Genomic DNA, 22,298 nt, shown 5'->3' with positions numbered 1-22,298 from the left:
CCGGCTTGCCGGCGATAGCGGTGGGTCAACCGACATATTTTTCGACTGAACGGACGTCATCGCCGGCAAGCCGGCTCCTACAAAGGCCGTGTTCAATTCGGGTCGAACGGATACGGCTGTTTCCAGCGTTCGAAAATCGGTTTCAACTGGCCGTTTTTGACCAGCACGTCCATTCGCTGGTCGAACAGCGCCATCAGTTTTCGTGCCTTGGGCGTATTGGCAAAGCACAGGTACAGCGGCAATTCCGCGATGTGCGTGCGCCGGAACTGGGACGGATCCTTGGTCCAGCGGAGCACGTAATCCACCTCGGTCAGCGCGTCGATGTAGTAGTCGGCACGGTTGTGGGTCAGCATCGACAGAATGCCGGTGCGCCGCATCACCTCGTTATAGCGACGTACGTTGGGCAGGTAGTTCTGGAAGCTGTAACCCCGGACCCAGGCCAGCCGGTAGTTGCCCAGCGTTTGCGGCGTCGGCACCGGATTGCTGGCCAGCCCCAGGGCGTAGATGTGATCGGTGTCGTAATTCCAGCGCGGATACAGCAGGTCGCTGACGTCATCCCGATAACCACCGACACAGGCGTCCACTTCGCCACGCTGCGCCAGGCCGATGGCGCGAATGTAGGGTTCGGTCCTGATATCCAGTTTGACGCCGACCGGTTCGAAGACTTCGCGCAACACGTCCCAACCCAGGCCATGACCATCGGCGGCGGTGTAGTCTTCCCAGTCTTCGCTGGCCAGATGAATCACCGATGGCGTTGTCACTGCCTCCCCCGCCTGGGCGAGCGAAGCAAACAGTGCGAAACCCATCACAGCCAACCAGCGTCGAGCCATCCTAGTTCCCTGTTCCGCCACTCAGGCGAAAATCCATACCAGCCCCTGCATCGCCAACCACGCGAACACTCCGGCCAATACGTCGTCGAGCATGATCCCGACACCGCCGTGCACATGCCGGTCAATCCAGTGAATCGGCCACGGCTTGAGGATGTCGAAGAAGCGGAACACCAGAAAACCCGCGAGCAACCAGTACCAGCCTTCCGGCACCAGCCACAGGGTGATCCACATCCCGACCATTTCGTCCCAGACGATGCCTTCGTGGTCGTGCACCCGCAGATCGTCGGCCACTTTGCCGCACAGCCAGAAGCCGAACAGCATGGTGATGCCCAGCATCAGCCAGTAACCCCAGTCGGGCAGCATCTGCCACAACGGAATAAAGGGTAGCGCAACTAACGAACCCCAGGTGCCCGGTGCCTTTGGCAAGGTGCCCGAGCCGAAGCCGAACGCCAGGAAATGCCAGGGATTGCGCCAGACCGACGGCGGTACGAATTCCGCCGGAACCTGTTTGGGATGATCTGTCACGGTGTCTCCCGAAAATGTTGATAGCCCCGTGCTTGCGGGGTGATGTCTTGTCCGGCGGCATCCAGCAGCACAACGCCCTGCCCCGTGACCACGCGCCCGATCACATGGATTGGCCAGCCATCTGCCAGCAACCCCGGCAACTCGACGGACGGTAAGGTGAAGGCCAGTACGTAATCGTCACCACCGCTCAGGGCGGCGTTTTCGGCGCCCGATTGACCGAGGAAGGCCACTAGGGCCTTCGACAGCGGCAAGCGGTCCCGCTCAACCTGAATGCCGACCCTCGACGCGAGCGCGATGTGCCCGCAGTCGGCGAGCAAGCCATCGGAGATGTCCAGCGCCGAGGTGGCTTTACCGCGCAACGCCTGGCCCAGCGCGAGTTGCGGCTGTGGCGACCAGTAATGCGCCAGCAGCGGATCGGCGATGGCGGCTTCAGCCGTGCGCTGACCGAGCACCAGCGGCAAGGCACCGGCGGCGTTGCCCAGCTCACCGCCGACGCACAGCAGGTCGCCTGGTTGCGCACCGCTGCGGGTCAACGCCAAACCACTTGGCACACGCCCGAACACGGTCATGGTCAGGCTCAGCGGCCCACGGGTAGTGTCGCCCCCCACCAGCGCAACGCCGCAGTTCTGCGCCATGCGGTTCAAACCACGGGCATAGGCGTCCAGCCAATCGGCGGTTACCGTCGGCAAGGTCAGGGCAAGGGTAAAGGCAACGGGAGTGGCGCCCATGGCCGCCAGATCGCTGACGGCCACGGCCAGCGAACGCTGACCGAGCAGAAACGGGTCGCAGGGGTCTGCGAAATGCACACCGGCCACGAGCGTGTCGGTGGAAATCGCCAGCTGCTCCCCGGGGGGAACAGCGAGCAAGGCGCAGTCATCGCCGATCCCCAGGGCAACGCCTTCGCCGCCCTGCGCACAAGGCGCGGCGGCGAAGAAATTGCGGATCAGCTCAAACTCGCCCATGGCTGAGACAAAGAGTTCAAGCGCCAATCAGCGCTTGAACGCCTTCACTTCAGCTTCACGCAGACGCGGGGCCAGCTTGTCGAGTACACCGTTGACGAACTTGTGGCCGTCGGTGGAACCGAAGACCTTCGCCAGTTCGATACCTTCGTTGATCACAACGCGGTAAGGCACGTCGACGCGCTCGAGCAGTTCCCAGGTGGACAGGCGCAATACCGCCAGTTCAACCGGGTCCAGCTCTTCGATGGTCAGGTCCAGGCAAGGTGTCAGTGCGGCGTCGATACGGTCTTTCTGCGCGGGAACCCCATGCAGGATTTCACGGAAGTAGGCGCCGTCGACATCGCTGAAATCGTTATCGACCCGGAACTGCGCTTCGATTTCGTTCAGCGATTGCTTGGCCATGTGCCATTGGTACAGCGCCTGAGTCGCGAGCTGACGGGCTTCGCGACGCTTGACGCTTTTCGATGGCTTGCCGGCATCCGCAGGCTTTGGATCGCGCGGGTTGAAACGATCGCTTTCGTCGCTAATCACTTGGCCTCCAACTGCGCCAGCAGGCTGACCATTTCCAGAGCGGACAGGGCAGCTTCGGCACCTTTGTTACCGGCCTTGGTGCCGGAACGTTCGATGGCTTGCTCGATGGAATCAACGGTCAGGACGCCGAAGGCAACCGGAACGCCGAACTCCATGGACACCTGGGCCAGGCCCTTGGTGCATTCGCCCGCCACGTATTCGAAGTGCGGAGTACCGCCACGAATGACCGCGCCCAGAGCGATGATGGCTGCGAACTCGCCCTTCTGAGCGACTTTCTGCGCAACCAGCGGGATTTCGAAGGCGCCAGGTGCGCGGATGATGGTGATGTCGCTTTCGCTCACGCCATGGCGAACCAGGGCATCAACTGCACCGCTGACCAGGCTTTCAACAACGAAGCTGTTGAAACGGCCCACTACCAAAGCGTAGCGGCCTTTAGGGGCGATGAAGGTACCTTCGATGGTCTTCAGGGTCATTCGTTAGTTCTCTTAAAGAGCCGGGACGCGTCTTCTACGCGTCCCTCAGTGATATTTGAACCGCGAATACAGGGCCGGGAACAACCGGTCATTATTCGGAGGGCACGTATTCTACAACTTCCAGATCGAAACCGGATATCGCATTAAATTTCATTGGCGCAGACATCAGGCGCATTTTGCGCACGCCCAGGTCCCGAAGGATCTGCGAACCGGCACCGACGATGCTGTAGGTGGTCGGTTTTTTCACGGCTGCGTGATCGGCGGTTTCGCGGATGTGCGCCAGCAACACGTCGCCATCGAGCGGGTGACCGAGCAACAGCACCACGCCGCTGCCAGCCTCGGCAACCGCGGCCATGGCGGCGCGCAGGCTCCAGCGGCCCGGTTGCTTGACCATCAACAGGTCGCGCAGCGGGTCCATGTTGTGCACACGAACCAGGGTCGGTTCTTCCGCGCACACGGTGCCCAGGGTCAGTGCCATGTGCACGTCGCCTTCCACGGAATCACGATAGGTCACCAGGTTGAATTGGCCCAGTTCGCTGTCCAGTGGCTGCTCGGCAATCCGCTGAACGGTACGTTCGTGAATCATCCGGTAGTGAATCAGGTCGGCGATGGTGCCGATCTTGATGTTGTGCTCGGCGGCGAAAGCTTCCAGTTCGGCGCGACGGGACATGGTGCCGTCGTCGTTCATCACTTCGCAGATCACGCCGCTCGGCTCGAAACCGGCCATGCGCGCGAGGTCGCAGGCAGCTTCAGTGTGACCGGCGCGAGCCAGGGTGCCACCGGCCTGGGCCATCAACGGGAAGATGTGGCCGGGGCTGACGATGTCTTCAGCCTTGGCGTCTTTCGCGGCAGCGGCCTGCACGGTGCGCGCACGGTCAGCGGCGGAGATGCCGGTGGTCACGCCGGTGGCGGCTTCGATGGACACGGTGAACTTGGTGCCGAAACCGGAACCGTTGCGTGGCGCCATCAGCGGCAGCTTCAGCGTTTCGCAGCGCTCGCGGCTCATCGGCATGCAGATCAGGCCACGGGCGTGCTTGGCCATGAAATTGATGTGTTCGGCCTGGCAGCACTCGGCGGCCATGATCAGGTCGCCTTCGTTCTCGCGGTCTTCGTCATCCATGAGGATGACCATCTTGCCTTGGCGGATGTCTTCAACCAGTTCTTCGATGCTATTGAGCGCCACAAGGCACCCCCTTGGGTCAGGATTTGAGGTAGCCGTTGGCGGCCAGAAAGCTTTCGGTAATGTTACTGGAGGTTGGCTCTGCGGCCTTGTCGCCCAGCAACAGGCGCTCCAGATAACGGGCCAGCAAGTCCACTTCCAGATTCACCCGGCGACCCGGCTGGTACGACGCCATGATGGTTTCGCTCAGGGTGTGCGGAATGATCGTCAGCAGGAACTCGGCACCATCGACCGCGTTCACGGTCAGGCTGGTGCCGTCGACGGTGATCGAGCCTTTGTGGGCGATGTACTTGGCCAGTTCTTTCGGTGCACGGATGCGGAATTCCACGGCACGTGCGTTCTCGGTGCGGGCAACCACTTCGCCCACGCCATCGACATGACCGCTGACCAGGTGCCCGCCGAGGCGAGTAGTCGGGGTCAGGGCTTTTTCCAGATTGACCGGGCTGCCGCTTTTCAGGTCGTTCATGGCGGTGCAGTCGAGGGTTTCGCGACTGACGTCCGCGGCAAAACCGTTGCCTGGCAGCTCAACGGCCGTCAGGCACACGCCGTTGACCGCAATGCTGTCGCCCAGTTTGACGTCGCTCAGATCGAGCTTGCCGGTTTCTACATGGACCCGCACATCTCCGCCTTTTGGGGTCAATGCACGAATACTGCCGATGGATTCGATGATGCCGGTAAACATGAAGTCCTCCTCGAGAACAGGGCCGTCGCGTGGCGCAGGCCCGGAATTATACGCTCGCCGTCGGCGCAGGAATGGCAATGACTCGCCAGTCATCGCCAACCGCGCGGATTTCAGTGATTTTGAGCTCGGGCGCGTCTTTCATCTGCGCCAACGGCCAGTCGAGCAATGGTCGGGCCGAAGAGCCAAGGAACTTGCCGGCGATGAAAATCTGGAATTCGTCCACCAGACCTTGCTGGGCAAAGGCCCCGGCCAGACGCGGACCGGCCTCGACCAGCACTTCGTTGACGCCGCGATTGGCCAGTTCAACCAGCAACTTGCGCAGGTCAACCAAGCCATCGTCGCCGGCCACGATCAGGCATTCCGGGCCGTTGGCATACTGTTCTTCAATCGCCATGCAGGTGGCGACCAGCGCCGGGCCGGCCTTGAAGAACGGCGCATCGAGCGGCACGCGCAGACGGCCATCGATTAAAACGCGCAGCGGCGGACGGCTCATTGCCAATGCGGTTTGCTCGGCGTCCAGCCCCAACTCGTCAGCGCGCACGGTCAAACGGGCGTTGTCCGCCAGCACCGTGTCGGCGCCGGTCAGCACCACGCTGGCCTGGGCGCGCAGGCGTTGTACCGCCGAACGTGCGGCCGGGCCGGTGATCCATTGGCTTTCGCCGCTTTCCATCGCTGTGCGACCGTCGAGGCTCATGGCCAACTTGACCCGCACGAACGGCAAGCCATGTTCCATGCGTTTAAGGAAGCCTTGATTGAGCTTGCGTGCCTCGCCTTCCAGCACACCGCTTTCGATGGCAATGCCGGCCTGAGCCAGACGCTGCATGCCACGACCGGCCACCGACGGGTTCGGGTCCTGCATCGCCGCGACGACGCGGGCGAGGCCGGCATTCACCAGCGCATCGGCGCAAGGCGGCGTGCGGCCGTGGTGGCTGCACGGTTCGAGGGTCACGTAAGCGGTGGCACCACGGGCCTTGTCGCCCGCAGCGCGCAGCGCGTGGACTTCGGCGTGGGGTTCGCCGGTGCGCTCGTGCCAGCCTTCGCCGACAATCTGCCCGTCCTTCACGATCACGCAGCCAACACGCGGGTTGGGATGCGTCGTGTAGTGGCCTTTGCGCGCCAGTTCCAGGGCGCGAGCCATGTAGTGGGCGTCGAGGATGGCAAGCTCTGTGGAGGTGTTCATTCTTTCACCGGCTCACGGGCCAGGCGATCGATCTCTTCGCGGAACTCGTTGAGGTCCTGGAAGCGCCGATACACGGAGGCGAAACGAATGTAGGCGACTTCATCGAGCTTTTGCAGCTCGGCCATCACCAGTTCACCGACCACGAGGGACTTGACCTCGCGCTCGCCGGTGGCGCGCAGCTTGTGTTTGATGTGCACCAGCGACGATTCGAGGCGCTCGACACTCACCGGGCGCTTCTCCAGCGCACGCTGCATGCCGGCGCGGAGTTTTTCTTCGTCGAACGGCTGGCGGCTGCCGTCGGTTTTGATCAGGCGCGGCAACACCAGTTCAGCGGTTTCGAACGTCGTGAAACGCTCGCCGCAGGCCAGGCATTCGCGCCGGCGGCGCACCTGTTCGCCCTCGGCGACCAGACGCGAGTCGATGACCTTGGTGTCGTTGGCACCGCAGAAGGGACAGTGCATGGTGGCAGGCAACAAAAAAAGGGAGGGCCATGGTAGCGCATCCCGGTGGCAAGACAAGCCATAGGGTTTGCGGTATACAGACTGGCTATAGAGAATGATCCATGGATTTCACCTTGCTGGAGCCGCAAATGTCACTCAGACCGCTCGTATTGCTCAGCCTTTTCAGCCTGTTGGTGGCCTGCAGCAGCGATGCACCCAAGCCCCAGCCGCCAACGCCCGGCCCCGCTCCACAGGCGGCGCAGAAAAAAGCCCGCGAGTCCGCCAACCTCGGTCCGCTGCCCGCTTATCAGCGTGAATTGAGCGGCACCTTGCAAGGCGTGCCGGCCGGTGCCGAAGTCGAATTGGCGCTGCTGGTGATCGATGAAAAGGATCGCCCGCAACAATTGCTCGCCAGCTCCAGCCTGATCGGCACCAATCAGGTATTGCCGTTTCACCTGCGCTTCAACCCGGATTCGTTTCCGGCCGGTGCCCGCGTGGAACTGCGAGGCCGCGCCAGCCAGTCCGGCCAGCTGATTCTGCACCTGCCGTCGCAAGTCATCACCCAGCCGACGACCCAGGCCCTGGGTCAACTGCAATTCGTCAAAGCGCCATGATTGCACCGCTCGACCTGCAACAGGCGTTGGGGGAGTTACTGGGCGATGCACAACTTGTCCCGGTCGCCTTGCCCGATACCGCCCTGAAACTCTGGCTGATCGACGGCGACAACATGGACCGCGCCTTCAGCCCGGAAGAAACCCGGCGGATCCTGCATGAACCGCCGTACTGGAGTTTCTGCTGGGCCAGCGGGTTGTCGATGGCCCGCTACCTCGCTGAATTCCCCGAGTGGGTCAAAGGCAAACGCGTGCTGGATTTTGGTGCCGGTTCCGGCGTCGCGGGGATTGCCGCGGTGAAGGCCGGGGCGCTGGAAGTGGTGGCGTGTGACCTGGACCCGCTGGCGATTGCCGCCTGTCGGGCGAATGCCGAACTCAATGAAGTGGAGCTGAGTTACTCGACGGACTTTTTCGCCGAGGCGGATCGCTTTGATCTGATCCTGGTGGCCGATGTGCTGTACGACCGGGAGAATCTGCCGCTGCTCGATGAGTTTTTGAGTCGCGGCCGGGAAGCGCTGGTGGCGGATTCGCGGGTGAGGGATTTTCGTCATCCGTTGTATCAACGCATCGAAATGCTCGAAGCGATGACCTTGCCGGATCTGGCCGAGCCGGAAGAGTTTCGGTATGTGAGCCTGTATCACGCGCGGCGCGCTTAAAAGCTTCGCGGGCAAGCCTCGCTCCTACAGGTCCGCGTCGTTATTAAGAGCGGCACTAAACCTGTAGGAGCGAGCGGTGCGGCGATCCGACTTGCCCGCGAAGGCCATCTGTCAGACTGCGCACACTTTCAGCCCCCCCCCGCCAAGCCGTATAGTTGCCCCATTCACGCTTTTACGAGATCCCCCATGAGTCAGCAAACGCCGTACATCTTCGACGCCACGACTGCCGATTTCGACCAGTCGGTGATCGAGAACTCTTTCCACAAACCGGTGCTGGTGGATTTCTGGGCCGAATGGTGTGCGCCCTGCAAAGTGCTGATGCCGATGCTGCAGACCATCGCCGAGAGCTATCAGGGCGAGTTGCTGCTGGCCAAGGTCAACTGCGATCTGGAACAAGACATCGTCGCTCGCTTCGGCATCCGCAGCTTGCCGACCGTGGTGTTGTTCAAGGATGGCCAGCCGGTGGACGGTTTTGCCGGTGCGCAGCCGGAATCCGCCGTCCGCGCCATGCTGGAGCCTCACGTACAAATGCCGCCACCGGCGGCGGCTGATCCGTTTGAACAGGCTCAGGCGCTGTTTGACGAGAGCCGTTTCGCTGAGGCAGAAGCCATTCTCAAAGTGCTGCTGGGCGAAGACAACACCAATGCCAAAGCGCTGATTCTGTATGCCCGTTGCCTGACAGAGCGGGGCGAGCTGGGTGAAGCGCAAATCGTGCTCGACGCGGTGAAAAGCGATGAACACAAGGCTGCATTGGCTGGTGCAAAAGCGCAGATCCAGTTTCTCGGCCAGGCCAAGGACTTGCCGGATGCCGCCGACTTGAAGGCGCGCCTGGCGAAGAATCCGCAGGACGATGAAGCGGTGTATCAACTGGCGATCCAGCAACTGGCCCGTCAGCAGTACGATGCGGCGCTGGATGCGCTGCTCAAGCTGTTCGTGCGCAACCGCAGCTACAGCGAAGGCTTGCCGCACAAGACGTTGCTGCAAGTGTTCGAGTTGCTGGGCAATGATCACCCGCTGGTGACAACGTATCGCCGCAAGTTGTTTGCTGCGTTGTACTGATAGACCGCGTCATCGTTCATCGCCAGCAAGCTGGCTCCTACAGGATTTGCACGAACCTGTAGGAGCCGGCTTGCCGGCGATGGCGGCCACACAAACAACGCATTTCTACAGCCAGCGATACAGCGGCGTATCTCCGCCACTCTCCACCTTCACCTCCGCGCTATGCCGCAACCGCACCAGCAGGCGCTTGCCCGACGCCGCACTGCCAGTCAAACCTTCCAATTGCTCCAGCAAATCCGGCCCGCTCAGTTGCCCGGCCTTGCGCAGCAGATCCTTTGCGACCTGCCACTGCGCATCATCCTGATTCACCGGTTTGGCCGGCGTCGCGATGGCCTCTGGCTTGACTACCTGCACCTGCGCGCCGAGCCGCGCCCAGTCAGCGTCGTCCATCTCCAGGGTCAAATCCACCGGCCAGTCGCCGATGCTTCCGCGTATACGCAACATGGTTTCGCTCCCGCACATTTCTGACCTGCATGCTCCCATGGGACTTGTGCAACGCCAAGTAGCCGGTCAAACTCCTCGCACTTACGTTATAAGATTACATAACAAATTCTTCATTTTACTTTTCGGAGACCCGCCATGCGCCGTCTGCTGCTCGCTTTGCCGTTTGCCCTGTTGCCGCTGGCCATCGCCCATGCCGCCGATGAACACGACCATGAACACGGCAGCCTCGGTGCCCACGAACACGGTGTCGGTCGCCTGAACGCAGCGCTGGACGGTCAGACCCTGGAGCTGGAACTGGAAAGCCCGGCGATGAACCTGGTGGGGTTCGAACACGCGGCCGCCACTGACGCCGACAAAGCCAAAGTCGCCGCCGCCCGTGCACAACTTGAAAAACCGCTGAATCTGTTCAACCTGCCGAAAGCGGCGGGTTGCGTGGTCGCGACTCAGGAGCTGGAAAGCCCGCTGTTCGGTGACAAGCCGGATGCCGATGATGATCATGACGACGATGCCAAAGACGAGCATCACCACGACCACAGCGAAATCCACGCTCATTACCAGTTCACCTGCGCGACGCCGGGCGCACTGAAAACCCTGGATCTGGCAAACCTCTTCAACACGTTCCCGGCGACCCAGAAAATTCAGGTACAACTGATCAGCCCGAGCGGGCAGCAAGGGGTAGAAGTGACGGCCAAGGCGGCCGCCCTGAAATTCTGATCCACCACCACCCCCTGTAGGAGCGAGGCTTGCCCGCGAAGAGGTCGTCACATTCAACATTGATGTCGACTGGCAGTATGCCTTCGCGGGCAAGTCGGATCGCCGCCCGCTCGCTCCTACAAGGGATTGGTGTTGCATGTGAAATTGAGACAACCCAATGAAACCGGTGTTATGACCCAAGCACTCATCGAACTGTCCGACCTGGGCTTCAGCTGGCCCGGTCACCCGCCGCTGCTGGACATCCCGGCCTTTCGCCTGGAACCGGGTGAAACCCTGTTCCTCAAAGGCCCCAGCGGCAGCGGCAAGACCACCCTGCTCGGCCTGCTCGGTGGCGTGCAAAAGCCGGATCGCGGCAGCATTCGCCTGCTCGGCCAGGAACTGACCGAACTCGGCGCCGGGGCGCGTGATCGCTTTCGCGTCGATCACACCGGCTACATCTTCCAGCAGTTCAACCTGCTGCCGTTTCTCTCGGTGCGCGAGAACGTCGAACTGCCCTGCCACTTCTCCAGGCTGCGCGCCGAACGGGCGATCCAGCGCCATGGCAGCGTCGATCAGGCGGCGGCAACCTTGCTCGCTCATTTGGGTTTGAAAGATGAAAGCATCCTCGGCCGCCGCGCCGACTCGCTGTCCATCGGCCAACAGCAACGCGTCGCCGCCGCCCGTGCGTTGATCGGTCAGCCGGAACTGGTGATCGCCGACGAACCGACTTCTGCTCTGGATTACGACGCCCGCGAAAACTTCATTCGCCTGTTGTTCGCCGAATGCCGCGAAGCCGGGTCGAGCCTGTTGTTCGTCAGCCACGACCAAAGCCTCGCGCCGCTGTTCGATCGCAACCTGTCGCTGGCCGAACTCAATCGCGCCGCCACGCCTGCAGAGGTTTGAGATGTATTTGTTTCGTCTAGCCATGGCCAGCCTGGCTAACCGCCGCTTCACCGCGATCCTCACCGCGTTCGCCATCGCCCTGTCGGTCTGCCTGCTGTTGGCCGTGGAGCGCGTGCGCACCGAAGCCAAGGCCAGTTTTGCCAGCACCATCAGCGGCACCGACCTGATCGTCGGCGCCCGCTCCGGTTCAGTGAACCTGCTGCTGTACTCGGTGTTCCGCATCGGCAATGCCACCAACAACATCCGCTGGGACAGCTTCGAGCACTTCGCCAACAACCCAAAAGTGAAGTGGGCAATCCCGATGTCGCTGGGCGATTCCCATCGCGGATATCGGGTGATGGGCACCACCGAGGCGTACTTCGAGCATTACCAGTACGGTCATCAACAACACCTGGAACTGGCTGACGGTCGCGCCTTCGCCACCGATCCGTTCGAAGTGGTGCTCGGCGCCGAAGTGGCCGATGCACTGCACTACAAACTCGGCGACAAACTGGTGCTGGCCCACGGCGTGGCGGTGATCAGCCTGGTCAAGCACGACGACAAACCGTTCACCGTGGTCGGCATTCTCAAACGCACCGGCACGCCGGTGGACCGTACATTGCACATCAGCCTCGGTGGCATGGAAGCGATTCACATCGACTGGCACAACGGCGTGCCGGCGCGCGGCAACGGTCGGATCAGTGCTGATCAGGCGCGCAACATGGACCTGACGCCGCAAGCGATCACCGCATTCATGCTGGGCCTCAACAGCAAGATTTCGACCTTTGCCCTACAGCGCGAAATCAACGAATTCCGTGGCGAACCGATGCTGGCGATCCTGCCGGGCGTGGCGCTGCAAGAGTTGTGGAGTTTGATGAGCACCGCAGAAAAAGCCTTGTTCGTGGTCTCGCTGTTTGTGGTGCTGACCGGCTTGATCGGCATGCTCACGGCGATTCTCACCAGCCTCAATGAACGTCGGCGCGAGATGGCGATTCTGCGTTCGGTGGGCGCGCGGCCGTGGCACATCGCGACGTTGCTGGTGCTGGAGGCGTTCGCCCTGGCGCTGTCGGGCGTGATCGCCGGCGTGGCCCTGCTTTATGTGGGCATCGCCGCTGCGCAAGGTTACGTGCAGGCCAATTACGGTCTTTTTCTGCCGCTGGCGTGGCCCAGCGAATATGAATGGACGCTGCTCGGTGGCATCCTGATCGCCGCGCTGCTGATGGGCAGCGTGCCGGCGTGGCGCGCGTATCGCCAATCCCTGGCCGATGGCCTGTCGATCCGACTATGAGGACGTTAATGATGCCCCGCGCTCTGCTTGCGCTGTTGATGCTGGTCGCCTTGCCGCTGTGGGCCGCCGAGCCGAAAGAGCTGACCTGGTCGGAAATGATCCCGCCGGGCGCCGCGCCGGAAGTGCCAAACATGACACCCCTGCACGACCTCTCGCAGATGGGCAGCGCGCTGTCCGCCGAGTCGGCGCCAGCCGCGAAACAGGACATGCCCAATGCACCGGTGGTGAAGAGCCTCGACGGTCAGAGCATCCGCCTGCCGGGCTACATCGTGCCGCTGGAAGTGAGTGAAGAAGGCCGCACTACGGAGTTTCTGCTGGTGCCGTATTTCGGCGCCTGCATCCATGTACCGCCACCGCCGTCGAACCAGATCGTGCATGTGAAAAGCGAAGTCGGCGTGAAGCTGGACGAGCTGTATCAGCCTTATTGGATTGAGGGGGCGTTGCAGGTTAAAGCGTCGACCAGTGAGTTGGCGGATGCCGGGTATCAGATGGAGGCGGACAAGATTTATATCTATGAATTGCCGGAGTGAATCTGGTGTTCGCGTGTTGATTTGAAGGGCGCCTTCGCGGGCAAGCCTCGCTCCTACAGGTGTGGCGCTAACCCGTAGGAGCGAGGCTTGCCCGCGAAGGCATCCTCAAAGGTTCCGCAAAAATTAGTGCCATCACCGTTTCATTGAGCTGAGTCAAAAGACCGGACCAGACCGCTCCGTACCATTGGACATCGAACATTTTTAACGTCCTCTGGAGCCTCCATGCACAAGTCCTTGCTCAGCGCCTCGCTGTTTGCCCTCGCGCTCGCAGCCCCGCTCGCCCACGCCCACGAAGCCGGCGACATCCTCCTTCGTGCCGGTGCAATCACCGTCAACCCGAAAGCCGACAGCTCCGACGTCAAAGTCGATCAAGGCCCGCTGGCAGGCACCAATCTGGGTGGCAAGGCCACCATGAGCAGCGACACCCAACTGGGTCTGAACTTCGCTTACATGCTCAACAGCCACTGGGGCATCGAGCTGCTCGCGGCCACGCCATTCGAACATGACGTGAAGCTCAAAGGCACCGTCCTGGGTGCGGCCAACGGCAAACTCGGCAGCCTGAAACACCTGCCGCCGACCTTGAGCGTCGTCTACTACCCACTGGACGGCAAGTCTGCATTCCAACCGTACGTTGGCGCCGGTATCAACTACACCTGGATCTACGACGAGCACGTCGGCAGCGAGGCCAGCGCCAATGGCTTCAGCAACTTCAAGGCAGACAACTCCTGGGGCATGGCGTTTCAGGTCGGTGCCGACTACATGATCACCGACAACATCATGCTCAACGCCCAAGTGCGTTACATCGACATCGATACCACCGCCACCGTGGAAAACAACGCCGTGGCACAGGGCACCCGTGCCAAGGTCGATGTCGACGTGGACCCGTTCATCTACATGGTGGGCCTGGGTTACAAGTTCTAACGAGCAAACATGTGGTGGTGTTTGAACGCTGTCAGTGAAGGTGAAAAACCTGTGGGAGCGAGCCTGCTCGCGATTACGGTCTATCAGTCGACATAGATGTTGACTGATCTGCCGTTATCGCGAGCAGGCTCGCTCCCACAGTAGTTTGCGGTGTTCAAAAGCCTTAGCTGATCCACAGTGTTCTAACGACCGAGCAACCGCGCCAGACCGACACTCATCGGCGTCTGAGCCGGGCAGGAAAACCGCTCCAGCAGTCGCTGATTGTTCGCCCGCGAATGGCGGATATCACCCGAACGCGCCGGGCCGTAGCTCACTGGCGGCAGTTCACCGACAGCCACTTTCAACGCTTCCAGCATTTGCTTGAGCGTGGTTGCCTGGTTCCAGCCGACATTGACCGCACCGACTTCAACCTGCGGTTTTTCGATGGCTTGCACCAGCACATCGACCAGATCTTCGACGTAAACAAAATCCCGCGTCTGCTCGCCATCGCCAAACACCGTGATCGGTAGGCCGTTTTGCGCGCGCTCGCTGAAAATGCTGATCACCCCGGAGTACGGCGAGGACGGATCCTGGCGCGGGCCGAAGATGTTGAAGAAGCGGAAAATCACCGGTTCCAGCGCATGTTGGCGACGGTAGAAATCGAAGTAATGTTCACTGGCCAACTTGTCCGACGCATACGGCGTCAGCGGTTCCTTGGGCGTGTCTTCGTCGATCGACTGGCCTTCGCCATTGTTGCCGTAGACCGCTGCGCTGGAGGCAAACAGCACACGTTTGACGCCGCTCTGGCGCATGGCTTCGCAGACATTCAGCGAACCGATGAAATTGCTCTGGTGAGTCTTCACCGGATCATCCACCGAAGCCTGCACCGACGCCACGGCTGCCAGGTGCGCGACCGCACTGCAACCGGCCATTGCGCGAGCGACCAGGGCGGCATCGGCGACGTCGCCGACAATCAGCTCGACGCGAGGATTATCCAGCGCCAGGTTGCTGCGCTTGCCGGTGGACAGGTCGTCGAGAATCCGTACCGAATGGCCCTTGGCGAGCAAGGCGTCGGTCAGGTGCGAGCCGATGAAGCCCGCGCCGCCGGTGATTAAAACAGGGCCGTCAGCCATGGCGATAGAACCTGTCCAGTAAGCCAGGGAGTGCCGCACGCCAGGCGCGGGGCTTGATCCCGAAGGTATGAAGAATTTTCTTGCAGGCCAGCACCGCGTGTTGCGGCTCTTCGGCAGCGTCCGGGCGTGCGGCGTGAGCCTGGGCGGTCGGCGCTTCGATGGCCAGCGGATGCAGTGCGCGGGCTTCGGTGAGAATCGCCTGCCCCAGCGCCAGCGGCGTGGTCGCCTCGTGCCCGGCGTAGTGGTAGGTGCCCCACAGTGGCGCCGCGCAATCGAGTTGCTTGAGCACCGAAATGATCACCCGGGCCGCGTCGTCGACCGGCGTCGGGTTGCCGCGACGGTCATCGGCCATCAACAGTTCTTCCGGTTTTTCGGCACGGGACAGGAAACGCCCGAGGGTGCCGTCGGGGCTGTCATCGAGCAGCCAGCCGAACCGCAGCAGCACATGCTGCGGGCAGGTCGCGCGCACGCTTTGCTCGATGCGCCACAAGGCCTGACCACGCAGGCCCAGCGGCACCGGCTCGTCTTTTTCGCTGTAGGCGGTCGCCCGCGAGCCGTCGAACACCCGATAGCTCGAGGGTTGCAGCAGAACGATGTTGTGATGCTGGCACAGTTCGGCCAGACGCTCGATTGCACGCTCTTGCCCGGCCAGACGCGATTCGCTGACCGTCTCCGCCTGGAACCAGTCGAAGTAGTAGGCGAGGTTGATCAACGCGTCCGGGCGCGTGTCGTCGAGCAGTTGCGTCAGGCTCGCGGCATCCCAGCCGTCTTGCGGTGGGCGGGGGGCGAGGAAACCGATGTCTTCCTCCGCACCGAGGCGAATCAGCGCCTGCCCAAGGGCATTTCCGCCGCCCAGTAACATAAGGCGCATTCGCATAGAGTCAGCAGGCCCAGTCTGATTGGATCAATGGCTTTATCGGCACCGCTCGCGGGCGGTGCCGTCGATAGTTGCCGGAATCGTTGCATTTTGCGGGTTTAGTGCGCAACCGTCATCCGTAAAGTGTAGATCTCCGGGATTTGTGGTGCTGCTTCGGGCCTCTTCGCGGGCAAGCCTCGCTCCTACAGAACTCGCGCACGCTCTTGTAGGAGCGAGGCTTGCCCGCGAAGAGGCCCTGAAGGCCAGCAGAGATCCCGAGCGGTACTTGCAACTTCCTCACCCCACCCGCATAAATTACTCCATGAATCTGCCCATCCCCACGGACGCGGCCATGGCAGGCTTCCACCCCGCCGTCAGCGCCTGGTTCAGCAGCACCTTCCCGACGGTCACCGCCGCCCAGGCCCGGGCGTGGCCGCTGATCCGCCAACACCGTTCGACGTTGATCGCCGCGCCCACCGGCTCCGGCAAAACCCTCACCGCGTTTCTCGCCGTCATCGACGATCTGGTTCACCGTGGCCTGGAAACCGCAGACGGGCTGCCCAACGAAACACTGGTGGTCTACGTCTCGCCGCTCAAAGCCTTGTCCAACGACATCCAGATCAACCTGCAAAACCCGCTGGCCGGCATCACTGAACAGTTACGTGCAATGGGCCTGCCTGAGTTGCAGATCAACACCGCCGTGCGCACCGGAGACACGCCGCAAAAAGAACGCTCGGCGATGCGCAAGACCGCGCCACACATTCTGGTGACCACCCCGGAATCCCTTTACGTGCTGCTCGGCTCCGACTCCGGCCGGCAAATGCTCGGCACCACGCGCACGGTGATCGTCGATGAGATCCATGCCATCGCCGCCAGCAAACGCGGCAGCCACCTGGCCCTGAGCCTGGAACGTTTGCAGGCGTTATGCGCAGCACCGTTGATGCGCATCGGCCTGTCGGCCACGCAAAAACCCATCGAAGCGGTCTCACGCTTTCTGGTGGGACGTGATCGCGCATGCGAAATCATCGACATCGGCCACGCCCGTCCACGAGATTTAGGCATCGAAGTACCGCCGGTGCCGCTGTCGGCGGTGATGGCCAACGATGTGTGGGAATTGGTCTACGACCGCCTCGCCGTCCTCGCCCGCGAACACCGCACCACGCTGATTTTCGTCAACACCCGACGCTTGGCCGAACGCTTGAGCCGGCACCTGAGCGAGCGCCTCGGCAAGCAAGCAGTCGCCGCCCACCACGGCAGCCTGGCCAAGGAGTTTCGCCTCGATGCCGAACAGCGCCTCAAGTGCGGCGACCTGCAAGTACTGATCGCCACGGCGTCGCTGGAACTGGGGATCGATATCGGCGATGTCGATCTGGTCTGCCAGATTGCCTCGCCGCGTTCGATTGCCGGATTCCTGCAACGGGTCGGTCGCTCCGGCCACCAGGTCGGCGGCACGCCCAAGGGCCGATTGTTCGCCACCACCCGCGACGATTTGATCGAATGCACCGCCCTGCTCGACTGCGTGCGCCGGGGTGAACTCGATACTTTGCAGATTCCTCAAGCACCGCTGGACGTGCTGGCCCAGCAGATCATCGCCGAGGTCAGTTGCCAGGAATGGCCGGAGCACGCGCTGCTGGAGATGTTCCGCAATGCCTCGCCCTACGCTGAGCTCGACGAAAAACATTATCAGGCGCTGCTGCAGATGCTCGCCGAAGGCTACAACGGTCGCCAGGGCATCCGCAGCGCGTACCTGCACCGCGACGCTGTGACTCGCACGTTGCGCGGTCGGCGCGGCAGCAAACTGACCGCCGTGACCAGCGGCGGCACCATCCCGGACAACGCCGACTACAGCGTGCTGCTGGAACCGCAAGGGCTGAACATCGGCAGCGTCAACGAAGATTTCGCCGTGGAAAGCATCGCGGGTGATGTCTTTCAGTTGGGCAACACCTCGTACCGAATCCTGCGGGTCGAAACCGGCAAGGTCCGGGTCGAAGATGCGCACGGCCAGCCGCCGACCATTCCGTTCTGGCTCGGTGAAGCGCCGGGGCGCAGCGCGGAGTTGTCCTTCGCCGTGGCGCGCCTGCAAGCGCAACTCGACGACCTGCTCGGCGCCACGTCCGGCAACTTGCAGCCGGCCCTCGACTGGCTGACCGAGACCCTCGGCCTGAACCTCGACAGCGCCGGACAACTGGTGGATTACCTCGCCCGCGCACGCCTGACATTGGGCGCCCTGCCCTCGCAGGACACGCTGCTGATGGAGCGCTTTTTCGATGAGTCCGGCGGCACGCAACTGATCATCCACACGCCCTTCGGCAGCCGCATCAACCGCGCCTGGGGCCTGGCCCTGCGCAAGCGTTTCTGCCGTACCTTCAACTTCGAATTGCAGGCCGCCGCCAGCGAAGATGCGATTGTGTTGTCGCTGTCCACCAGCCACAGCTTTGAGCTCGATGAGGTCTGGCGCTACCTGCACAGCAACAGCGCCGAACACCTGCTGATTCAAGCGGTACTCGATGCACCGCTGTTCGGTGTGCGTTGGCGCTGGAATGCCGGCGTCGCATTGGCGTTGCCGCGCTACAGCGGCGGGCGCAAAGTCCCCCCGCAGATTCAGCGGATGAAAAGCGAAGACCTGATCGCCAGCGTGTTTCCCGACCAGATCGCCTGCGTGGAAAACCTCGCCGGCGAACGGGAGATTCCCGATCATCCACTGGTGGAACAGACCCTCGACGATTGCCTCCACGAAGCGATGGACTGCGAAGGCTGGCTGACGTTGTTGCGGCGCATGGAACGCGGCGACGTTCGCCTGATCAGTCGCGACCTGCCGGCGCCTTCACCGCTGGCCGCCGAAATTCTCAGCGCCCGGCCTTACACCTTTCTCGACGACGCGCCGCTGGAAGAGCGCCGCACCCAAGCCGTGCTCAACCGGCGCTGGACCGACCCACAGTCCACCGACGACCTCGGCGCGCTGGATGCCGAGGCCATTCAAGCGGTGCGCGATGAGGCCTGGCCAACGCCGACCAATGCCGATGAAATGCACGAGACGTTGATGAGCCTCGCGTGCATTGCCGATGCCGAGGCGCAGGCCAATGCGCAGTGGATTGATTGGTTGAATGCCCTTGCCGAGAGCGGTCGCGCCAGTCGTTTGCAGATCGATGCCAGGCAATCGTTGTGGCTGGCGGTGGAGCGGCTGACGTGCCTGCGCGCCATTTATCCACAGGCAAATTTTTCGCCACCGCTGGAGGCGCTACCCGGTTTTGATGAAGCCTGGGAGTCGAACGAAGCGGTGCTGGAAGTCATCCGCGCACGGCTCAGCGCTTTTGGTCCGTTGCCGCTGAGCGCGATTGCCGAACCTCTGGAATTACCTGCGACTCACGTCACCCAGGCACTCGCGCAACTGGAACGCGAAGGGTATGTGTTGCGCGGCCACTTCACCCCCGGCGTCGATCAGGAAGAATGGTGCGAGCGGCATCTGCTGGCGCGAATTCATCGCTACACGGTCAAGCGTCTGCGGCGAGAAATCGAGCCGGTGGCGTTGCAGGATTTCATGCGATTCCTGTTCGACTGGCAGCATCTTTCTGCCTCGACTCAAGGCCAGGGCAATGCGGTGCTGCCCGCCATCGTCGCTCAGTTCGAAGGCTATCCCGCCGCCGCTTCAGCCTGGGACAGCGACATTTTTGCGGCACGAATCAAAGGCTATTCGGCGAGTTGGCTGGATGACCTGTGCCGCAGCGGCAAACTGGTCTGGACGCGCCTGACCGCACACAACAAAAGCGCCAGCACGGCGCTGCGCAGCACGCCGATTGTGTTGCTGCCGCGCAGCCAGGTCGGGTTGTGGAGCGGTCTGACCGAACAGACACCGGTCAGCGATCTGTCGCCCAAAACCCAAAAGGTTTACCAAGCCCTCAGCCAACATGGCGCGCTGTTTTTCGATGAGCTGATTCACGAGGCTCATCTGCTGCGCTCGGAGCTGGAAATCGCCTTGCAGGAACTGGTCGGCGCCGGGCTGGTGAACGCCGACAGTTTTGCCGGTTTGCGGGCGCTGATCACGCCGGCCAGTAAACGGCAGAATCGCAGCAGCCGACGCGGGCGCGGGGCGTTTATCGGAGGCATGGATAACGCCGGACGCTGGGCCTTGCTTCGACGCGGGGCGCCAGCGCCGGTGGTGGATAACAAACATTCAACGCCGAGCGACACCCTGGAACACATCGCCATGACCTTGCTGCGCCGCTACGGCGTGGTGTTCTGGCGCCTGCTGGAACGCGAAGCAGACTGGTTGCCGAACTGGCGCGAATTGCTGCGCACGTTCCATCGGCTGGAGGCTCGCGGCGAGATTCGCGGCGGGCGGTTTGTCAGTGGTTTGGCCGGTGAACAGTTCGCCTTGCCCGAGGCGATTCCGTTGCTGCGCGAAGTGCGACGGCGGACACATGACGGGAGTCTGATTGCCGTATGCGGGGTTGATCCGCTGAACCTCGCCGGCACGCTGCTACCCGGTGCGAAAGTGCCGGCGCTGACGAGTAATCGGTTGGTGTACCGCGATGGTTTGCCGGTGGCTGCCGAGATCGCTGGCCAGCAGGTTTTCTGGGTGGAATCGACGAGTGAAATACGCAACAAACTGATCCGGCATTGACGCTGTCCGGGCCGGCCTCTTCGCCGGCAAGCCAGCTCCTACAGGTCCGGTGCCACATAAAAACCCTGGATTACACACAACCCTTGTAGGAGCCGGCTTGCCGGCGATGAGGCCCTCAAAAACGGCGGCGTATTTGAGGCCGCCATCGCTGGCAAGCCAGCGCCTACAGGTCCGGTGCCACATAAAAAACCTGGATTACACGCAACCCTTGTAGGAGCCGGCTTGCCGGCGATGAGGCCCTCAAAAACGGCGGCGTATTTGAGGCCGCCATCGCTGGCAAGCCGGCTCCTACAGATCCGGTGCCATATGAAAAACCTGGATACACACAACCCTTGTAGGAGCCGGCTTGCCGGCGATGAGGCCCTCGAGAACGGCGGCGTATATGAGGCCGCCTTCGCCAGCAAGCCGGCTCCTACAGGGGGCTGCGTGTTTCCATCGAGGTGATATTTGCGTTCAGGGCAAATATCAAATGCCGATACCTCTATTTTTCCGCACAACCCAATCCCCGACACTGCGCTCCATCAATCAACCCACCGGAGTTGCAGCCATGCCCATTGCCTTGCTCGCGCTGACCCTCAGCGCCTTCGCCATCGGGACGACCGAGTTCGTCATCGTTGGCCTGTTACCCACGATCGGCGCCGACCTCGGCGTCAGCCTGCCGTCCGCCGGCCTGCTGGTCAGCCTCTATGCCCTGGGCGTTGCCATCGGTGCCCCGGTGCTGACCGCCCTCACCGGCAAAGTCCCGCGCAAAATGCTGCTGTTGTCGCTGATGGTGCTGTTCACCCTTGGCAACCTGCTGGCGTGGAAAGCACCGAGTTACGAATCGCTGATCATTGCGCGAATCGTCACCGGCCTGGCCCACGGGGTGTTTTTCTCGATTGGCTCGACCATCGCCACCAGCCTGGTGCCGAAGGAAAAAGCCGCCAGCGCGATTGCGATCATGTTCACCGGCCTGACTGTGGCGCTGGTCACCGGCGTACCGTTGGGGACGTTCATCGGTCAGCATTTCGGCTGGCGTGAAACCTTCCTCGCTGTCTCTGCTTTGGGTGTGATTGCGTTCATCGGCAGCCTGCTCTACGTGCCGAAAAACATCACCCACAGCAAACCGGCTTCGCTGCTGGAGCAGTTGCAGGTCCTCAAACAACCGCGCTTGCTGTTGGTGTATGCCATGACGGCGGTCGGTTACGGCGGTTCGTTCATCGCCTTCACGTTCCTTGCACCGATTCTTCAAGACATCTCTGGTTTCAGCGCCGGCACCGTCAGTCTGGTGTTGCTGGTGTACGGCATCTCGGTGGCCGTCGGTAACATCTGGGGCGGCAAACTGGCCGACAAACGCGGCCCGATCAAAGCCCTGAAAATCATCTTCGCCCTGCTCGCTGCTGTGTTGTTCGTGCTGACCTTCACCGCCGGCAACCCGTGGCTGGCGCTGGCCACCGTACTGGTCTGGGGCGCGGTCGCTTTCGGCAACGTGCCGGGCTTGCAGGTGTATGTGGTGCGTCAGGCCGAACATCACACGCCGAATGCGGTGGACGTGGCTTCCGGCCTGAACATCGCGGCGTTCAACCTCGGCATTGCCGGTGGCGCGTGGGGCGGTGGTTTGATCGTCGCTCACATGGGCCTGATCCATACCGCATGGATCGGTGGTCTGGTGGTGTTGGTGGCGCTGGCGCTGACTGCATGGAGCGGTCGCCTCGATCGCCTCGGCCCGGTCTACGCTGAACCGGCTGAAGGCTCGACCCGCATCGTCGCCGGTCACTGATCCCCCTTGTAGGAGCCGGCTTGCTGGCGATAGCGGTGGCACATTCAACATGGATGTGACTGACAC

The 22,298-nt window shown here is 62.1% G+C and carries 22 protein-coding genes; 10 read left to right on the top strand and 12 right to left on the bottom strand.

Translation table 11 applies throughout. From position 1 onward, the window contains the following. Positions 1–92: 92 nt before the first annotated feature. The 9 genes from KGB27_RS22545 to nrdR all read right to left on the bottom strand — a co-directional run bounded on the left by KGB27_RS22545 (position 93) and on the right by nrdR (position 6,821). Entirely contained in the window at positions 93–830 is a 738-nt protein-coding gene (locus KGB27_RS22545; RefSeq protein WP_192228072.1) for a substrate-binding periplasmic protein, read from the bottom strand. 21 nt (positions 831–851) lie between these two features. Then, positions 852–1,355 (bottom strand): phosphatidylglycerophosphatase A, encoded by a 504-nt coding sequence (locus KGB27_RS22540; protein ID WP_008033735.1) that lies wholly within the window; start codon positions 1,353–1,355, stop codon positions 852–854. After that, positions 1,352–2,317: a thiamine-phosphate kinase gene (gene thiL, locus KGB27_RS22535; protein ID WP_223556432.1), complete on the bottom strand. Its 966-nt coding sequence runs from the start codon at positions 2,315–2,317 to the stop codon at positions 1,352–1,354. The genes KGB27_RS22540 and thiL overlap by 4 nt, the downstream gene beginning before the upstream one ends. A 27-nt stretch (positions 2,318–2,344) precedes the next feature. Further along, positions 2,345–2,845, bottom strand: a complete 501-nt coding sequence (gene nusB / locus KGB27_RS22530) for a transcription antitermination factor NusB (RefSeq protein WP_145318911.1) — start codon at positions 2,843–2,845, stop codon at positions 2,345–2,347. Further along, positions 2,842–3,318: a 6,7-dimethyl-8-ribityllumazine synthase gene (ribE, locus tag KGB27_RS22525; RefSeq protein WP_003228649.1), complete on the bottom strand. Its 477-nt coding sequence runs from the start codon at positions 3,316–3,318 to the stop codon at positions 2,842–2,844. The genes nusB and ribE overlap by 4 nt, the downstream gene beginning before the upstream one ends. A gap of 91 nt (positions 3,319–3,409) precedes the next feature. After that, a complete protein-coding gene (gene ribBA / locus KGB27_RS22520) occupies positions 3,410–4,501 on the bottom strand; it encodes a bifunctional 3,4-dihydroxy-2-butanone-4-phosphate synthase/GTP cyclohydrolase II (RefSeq protein ID WP_008033745.1) in 1,092 nt (363 codons plus the stop codon). A 16-nt stretch (positions 4,502–4,517) separates the two neighbouring features. Beyond that, positions 4,518–5,180, bottom strand: a complete 663-nt coding sequence (locus tag KGB27_RS22515) for a riboflavin synthase (protein ID WP_008033746.1) — start codon at positions 5,178–5,180, stop codon at positions 4,518–4,520. Between the two features lie 46 nt (positions 5,181–5,226). Continuing rightward, the gene (gene ribD / locus KGB27_RS22510) at positions 5,227–6,360 is read right to left on the bottom strand and encodes a bifunctional diaminohydroxyphosphoribosylaminopyrimidine deaminase/5-amino-6-(5-phosphoribosylamino)uracil reductase RibD (protein ID WP_223556429.1); all 1,134 of its coding nucleotides are present in this window, start codon (positions 6,358–6,360) and stop codon (positions 5,227–5,229) included. Further along, the gene (gene nrdR / locus KGB27_RS22505) at positions 6,357–6,821 is read right to left on the bottom strand and encodes a transcriptional regulator NrdR (RefSeq protein WP_003228656.1); all 465 of its coding nucleotides are present in this window, start codon (positions 6,819–6,821) and stop codon (positions 6,357–6,359) included. The genes ribD and nrdR overlap by 4 nt, the downstream gene beginning before the upstream one ends. A 128-nt stretch (positions 6,822–6,949) precedes the next feature. Between nrdR and KGB27_RS22500 the strand changes: the two genes are divergently transcribed. The 3 genes from KGB27_RS22500 to trxA all read left to right on the top strand — a co-directional run bounded on the left by KGB27_RS22500 (position 6,950) and on the right by trxA (position 9,126). Continuing rightward, a complete protein-coding gene (locus tag KGB27_RS22500) occupies positions 6,950–7,414 on the top strand; it encodes a YbaY family lipoprotein (protein ID WP_032832770.1) in 465 nt (154 codons plus the stop codon). Then, positions 7,411–8,067, top strand: coding sequence for a class I SAM-dependent methyltransferase (locus tag KGB27_RS22495; protein WP_008042945.1), 657 nt, complete (start codon positions 7,411–7,413; stop codon positions 8,065–8,067). Before KGB27_RS22500 ends, KGB27_RS22495 begins: the two co-directional genes overlap by 4 nt. A 186-nt stretch (positions 8,068–8,253) precedes the next feature. Further along, positions 8,254–9,126 carry a thioredoxin gene (gene trxA / locus KGB27_RS22490; protein ID WP_223556428.1) on the top strand — a complete coding sequence of 291 codons (873 nt, stop codon included), beginning with the start codon at positions 8,254–8,256 and terminating at the stop codon, positions 9,124–9,126. A gap of 105 nt (positions 9,127–9,231) precedes the next feature. Here the strand turns inward: trxA and KGB27_RS22485 are convergent, their stop codons facing one another. Beyond that, positions 9,232–9,570 (bottom strand): hypothetical protein, encoded by a 339-nt coding sequence (locus KGB27_RS22485; protein ID WP_223556427.1) that lies wholly within the window; start codon positions 9,568–9,570, stop codon positions 9,232–9,234. 135 nt (positions 9,571–9,705) lie between these two features. Here KGB27_RS22485 and KGB27_RS22480 point away from each other — a divergent pair, with 135 nt between their 5' ends. From KGB27_RS22480 to KGB27_RS22460, 5 genes are all read left to right on the top strand, one after another. Then, positions 9,706–10,284, top strand: coding sequence for a DUF2796 domain-containing protein (locus KGB27_RS22480; protein WP_223556426.1), 579 nt, complete (start codon positions 9,706–9,708; stop codon positions 10,282–10,284). A 171-nt stretch (positions 10,285–10,455) separates the two neighbouring features. After that, on the top strand, positions 10,456–11,166 hold the full coding sequence (locus tag KGB27_RS22475) for an ABC transporter ATP-binding protein (protein WP_008033756.1): 711 nt from the start codon (positions 10,456–10,458) through the stop codon (positions 11,164–11,166). 1 nt (position 11,167) lies between these two features. Continuing rightward, positions 11,168–12,433: an ABC transporter permease gene (locus tag KGB27_RS22470; RefSeq protein WP_008033758.1), complete on the top strand. Its 1,266-nt coding sequence runs from the start codon at positions 11,168–11,170 to the stop codon at positions 12,431–12,433. Positions 12,434–12,444: 11 nt separating this feature from the next. Continuing rightward, entirely contained in the window at positions 12,445–12,963 is a 519-nt protein-coding gene (locus KGB27_RS22465; protein WP_223556424.1) for a DUF3299 domain-containing protein, read from the top strand. A gap of 222 nt (positions 12,964–13,185) precedes the next feature. Next, positions 13,186–13,884 (top strand): OmpW/AlkL family protein, encoded by a 699-nt coding sequence (locus tag KGB27_RS22460; protein ID WP_008042936.1) that lies wholly within the window; start codon positions 13,186–13,188, stop codon positions 13,882–13,884. Positions 13,885–14,066: 182 nt separating this feature from the next. Here KGB27_RS22460 and KGB27_RS22455 read toward each other — a convergent pair whose 3' ends face one another. Next, positions 14,067–14,996, bottom strand: coding sequence for an NAD-dependent epimerase/dehydratase family protein (locus tag KGB27_RS22455; RefSeq protein ID WP_008042931.1), 930 nt, complete (start codon positions 14,994–14,996; stop codon positions 14,067–14,069). Beyond that, entirely contained in the window at positions 14,989–15,873 is an 885-nt protein-coding gene (locus tag KGB27_RS22450; RefSeq protein ID WP_032829110.1) for a sugar nucleotide-binding protein, read from the bottom strand. The genes KGB27_RS22455 and KGB27_RS22450 overlap by 8 nt, the downstream gene beginning before the upstream one ends. Before the next feature lie 301 nt (positions 15,874–16,174). On the opposite strand from KGB27_RS22450, the gene KGB27_RS22445 reads away from it, so the two are divergent. Continuing rightward, complete coding sequence (locus tag KGB27_RS22445) at positions 16,175–20,473, top strand: DEAD/DEAH box helicase (protein WP_223556421.1); 4,299 nt, start codon at positions 16,175–16,177, stop codon at positions 20,471–20,473. Positions 20,474–21,020: 547 nt separating this feature from the next. Next, a complete protein-coding gene (locus tag KGB27_RS22440; RefSeq protein WP_008044054.1) occupies positions 21,021–22,232 on the top strand; it encodes an MFS transporter in 1,212 nt (403 codons plus the stop codon). Positions 22,233–22,298 lie beyond the last annotated feature (66 nt).

It is taken from the genome of Pseudomonas sp. BF-R-01 (assembly GCF_019946615.1).
Taxonomy (GTDB): domain Bacteria; phylum Pseudomonadota; class Gammaproteobacteria; order Pseudomonadales; family Pseudomonadaceae; genus Aquipseudomonas; species Aquipseudomonas migulae.
Note: the sequence above shows the minus strand (reverse complement) of the source record. Positions and strands in the feature narration are given on the sequence as shown.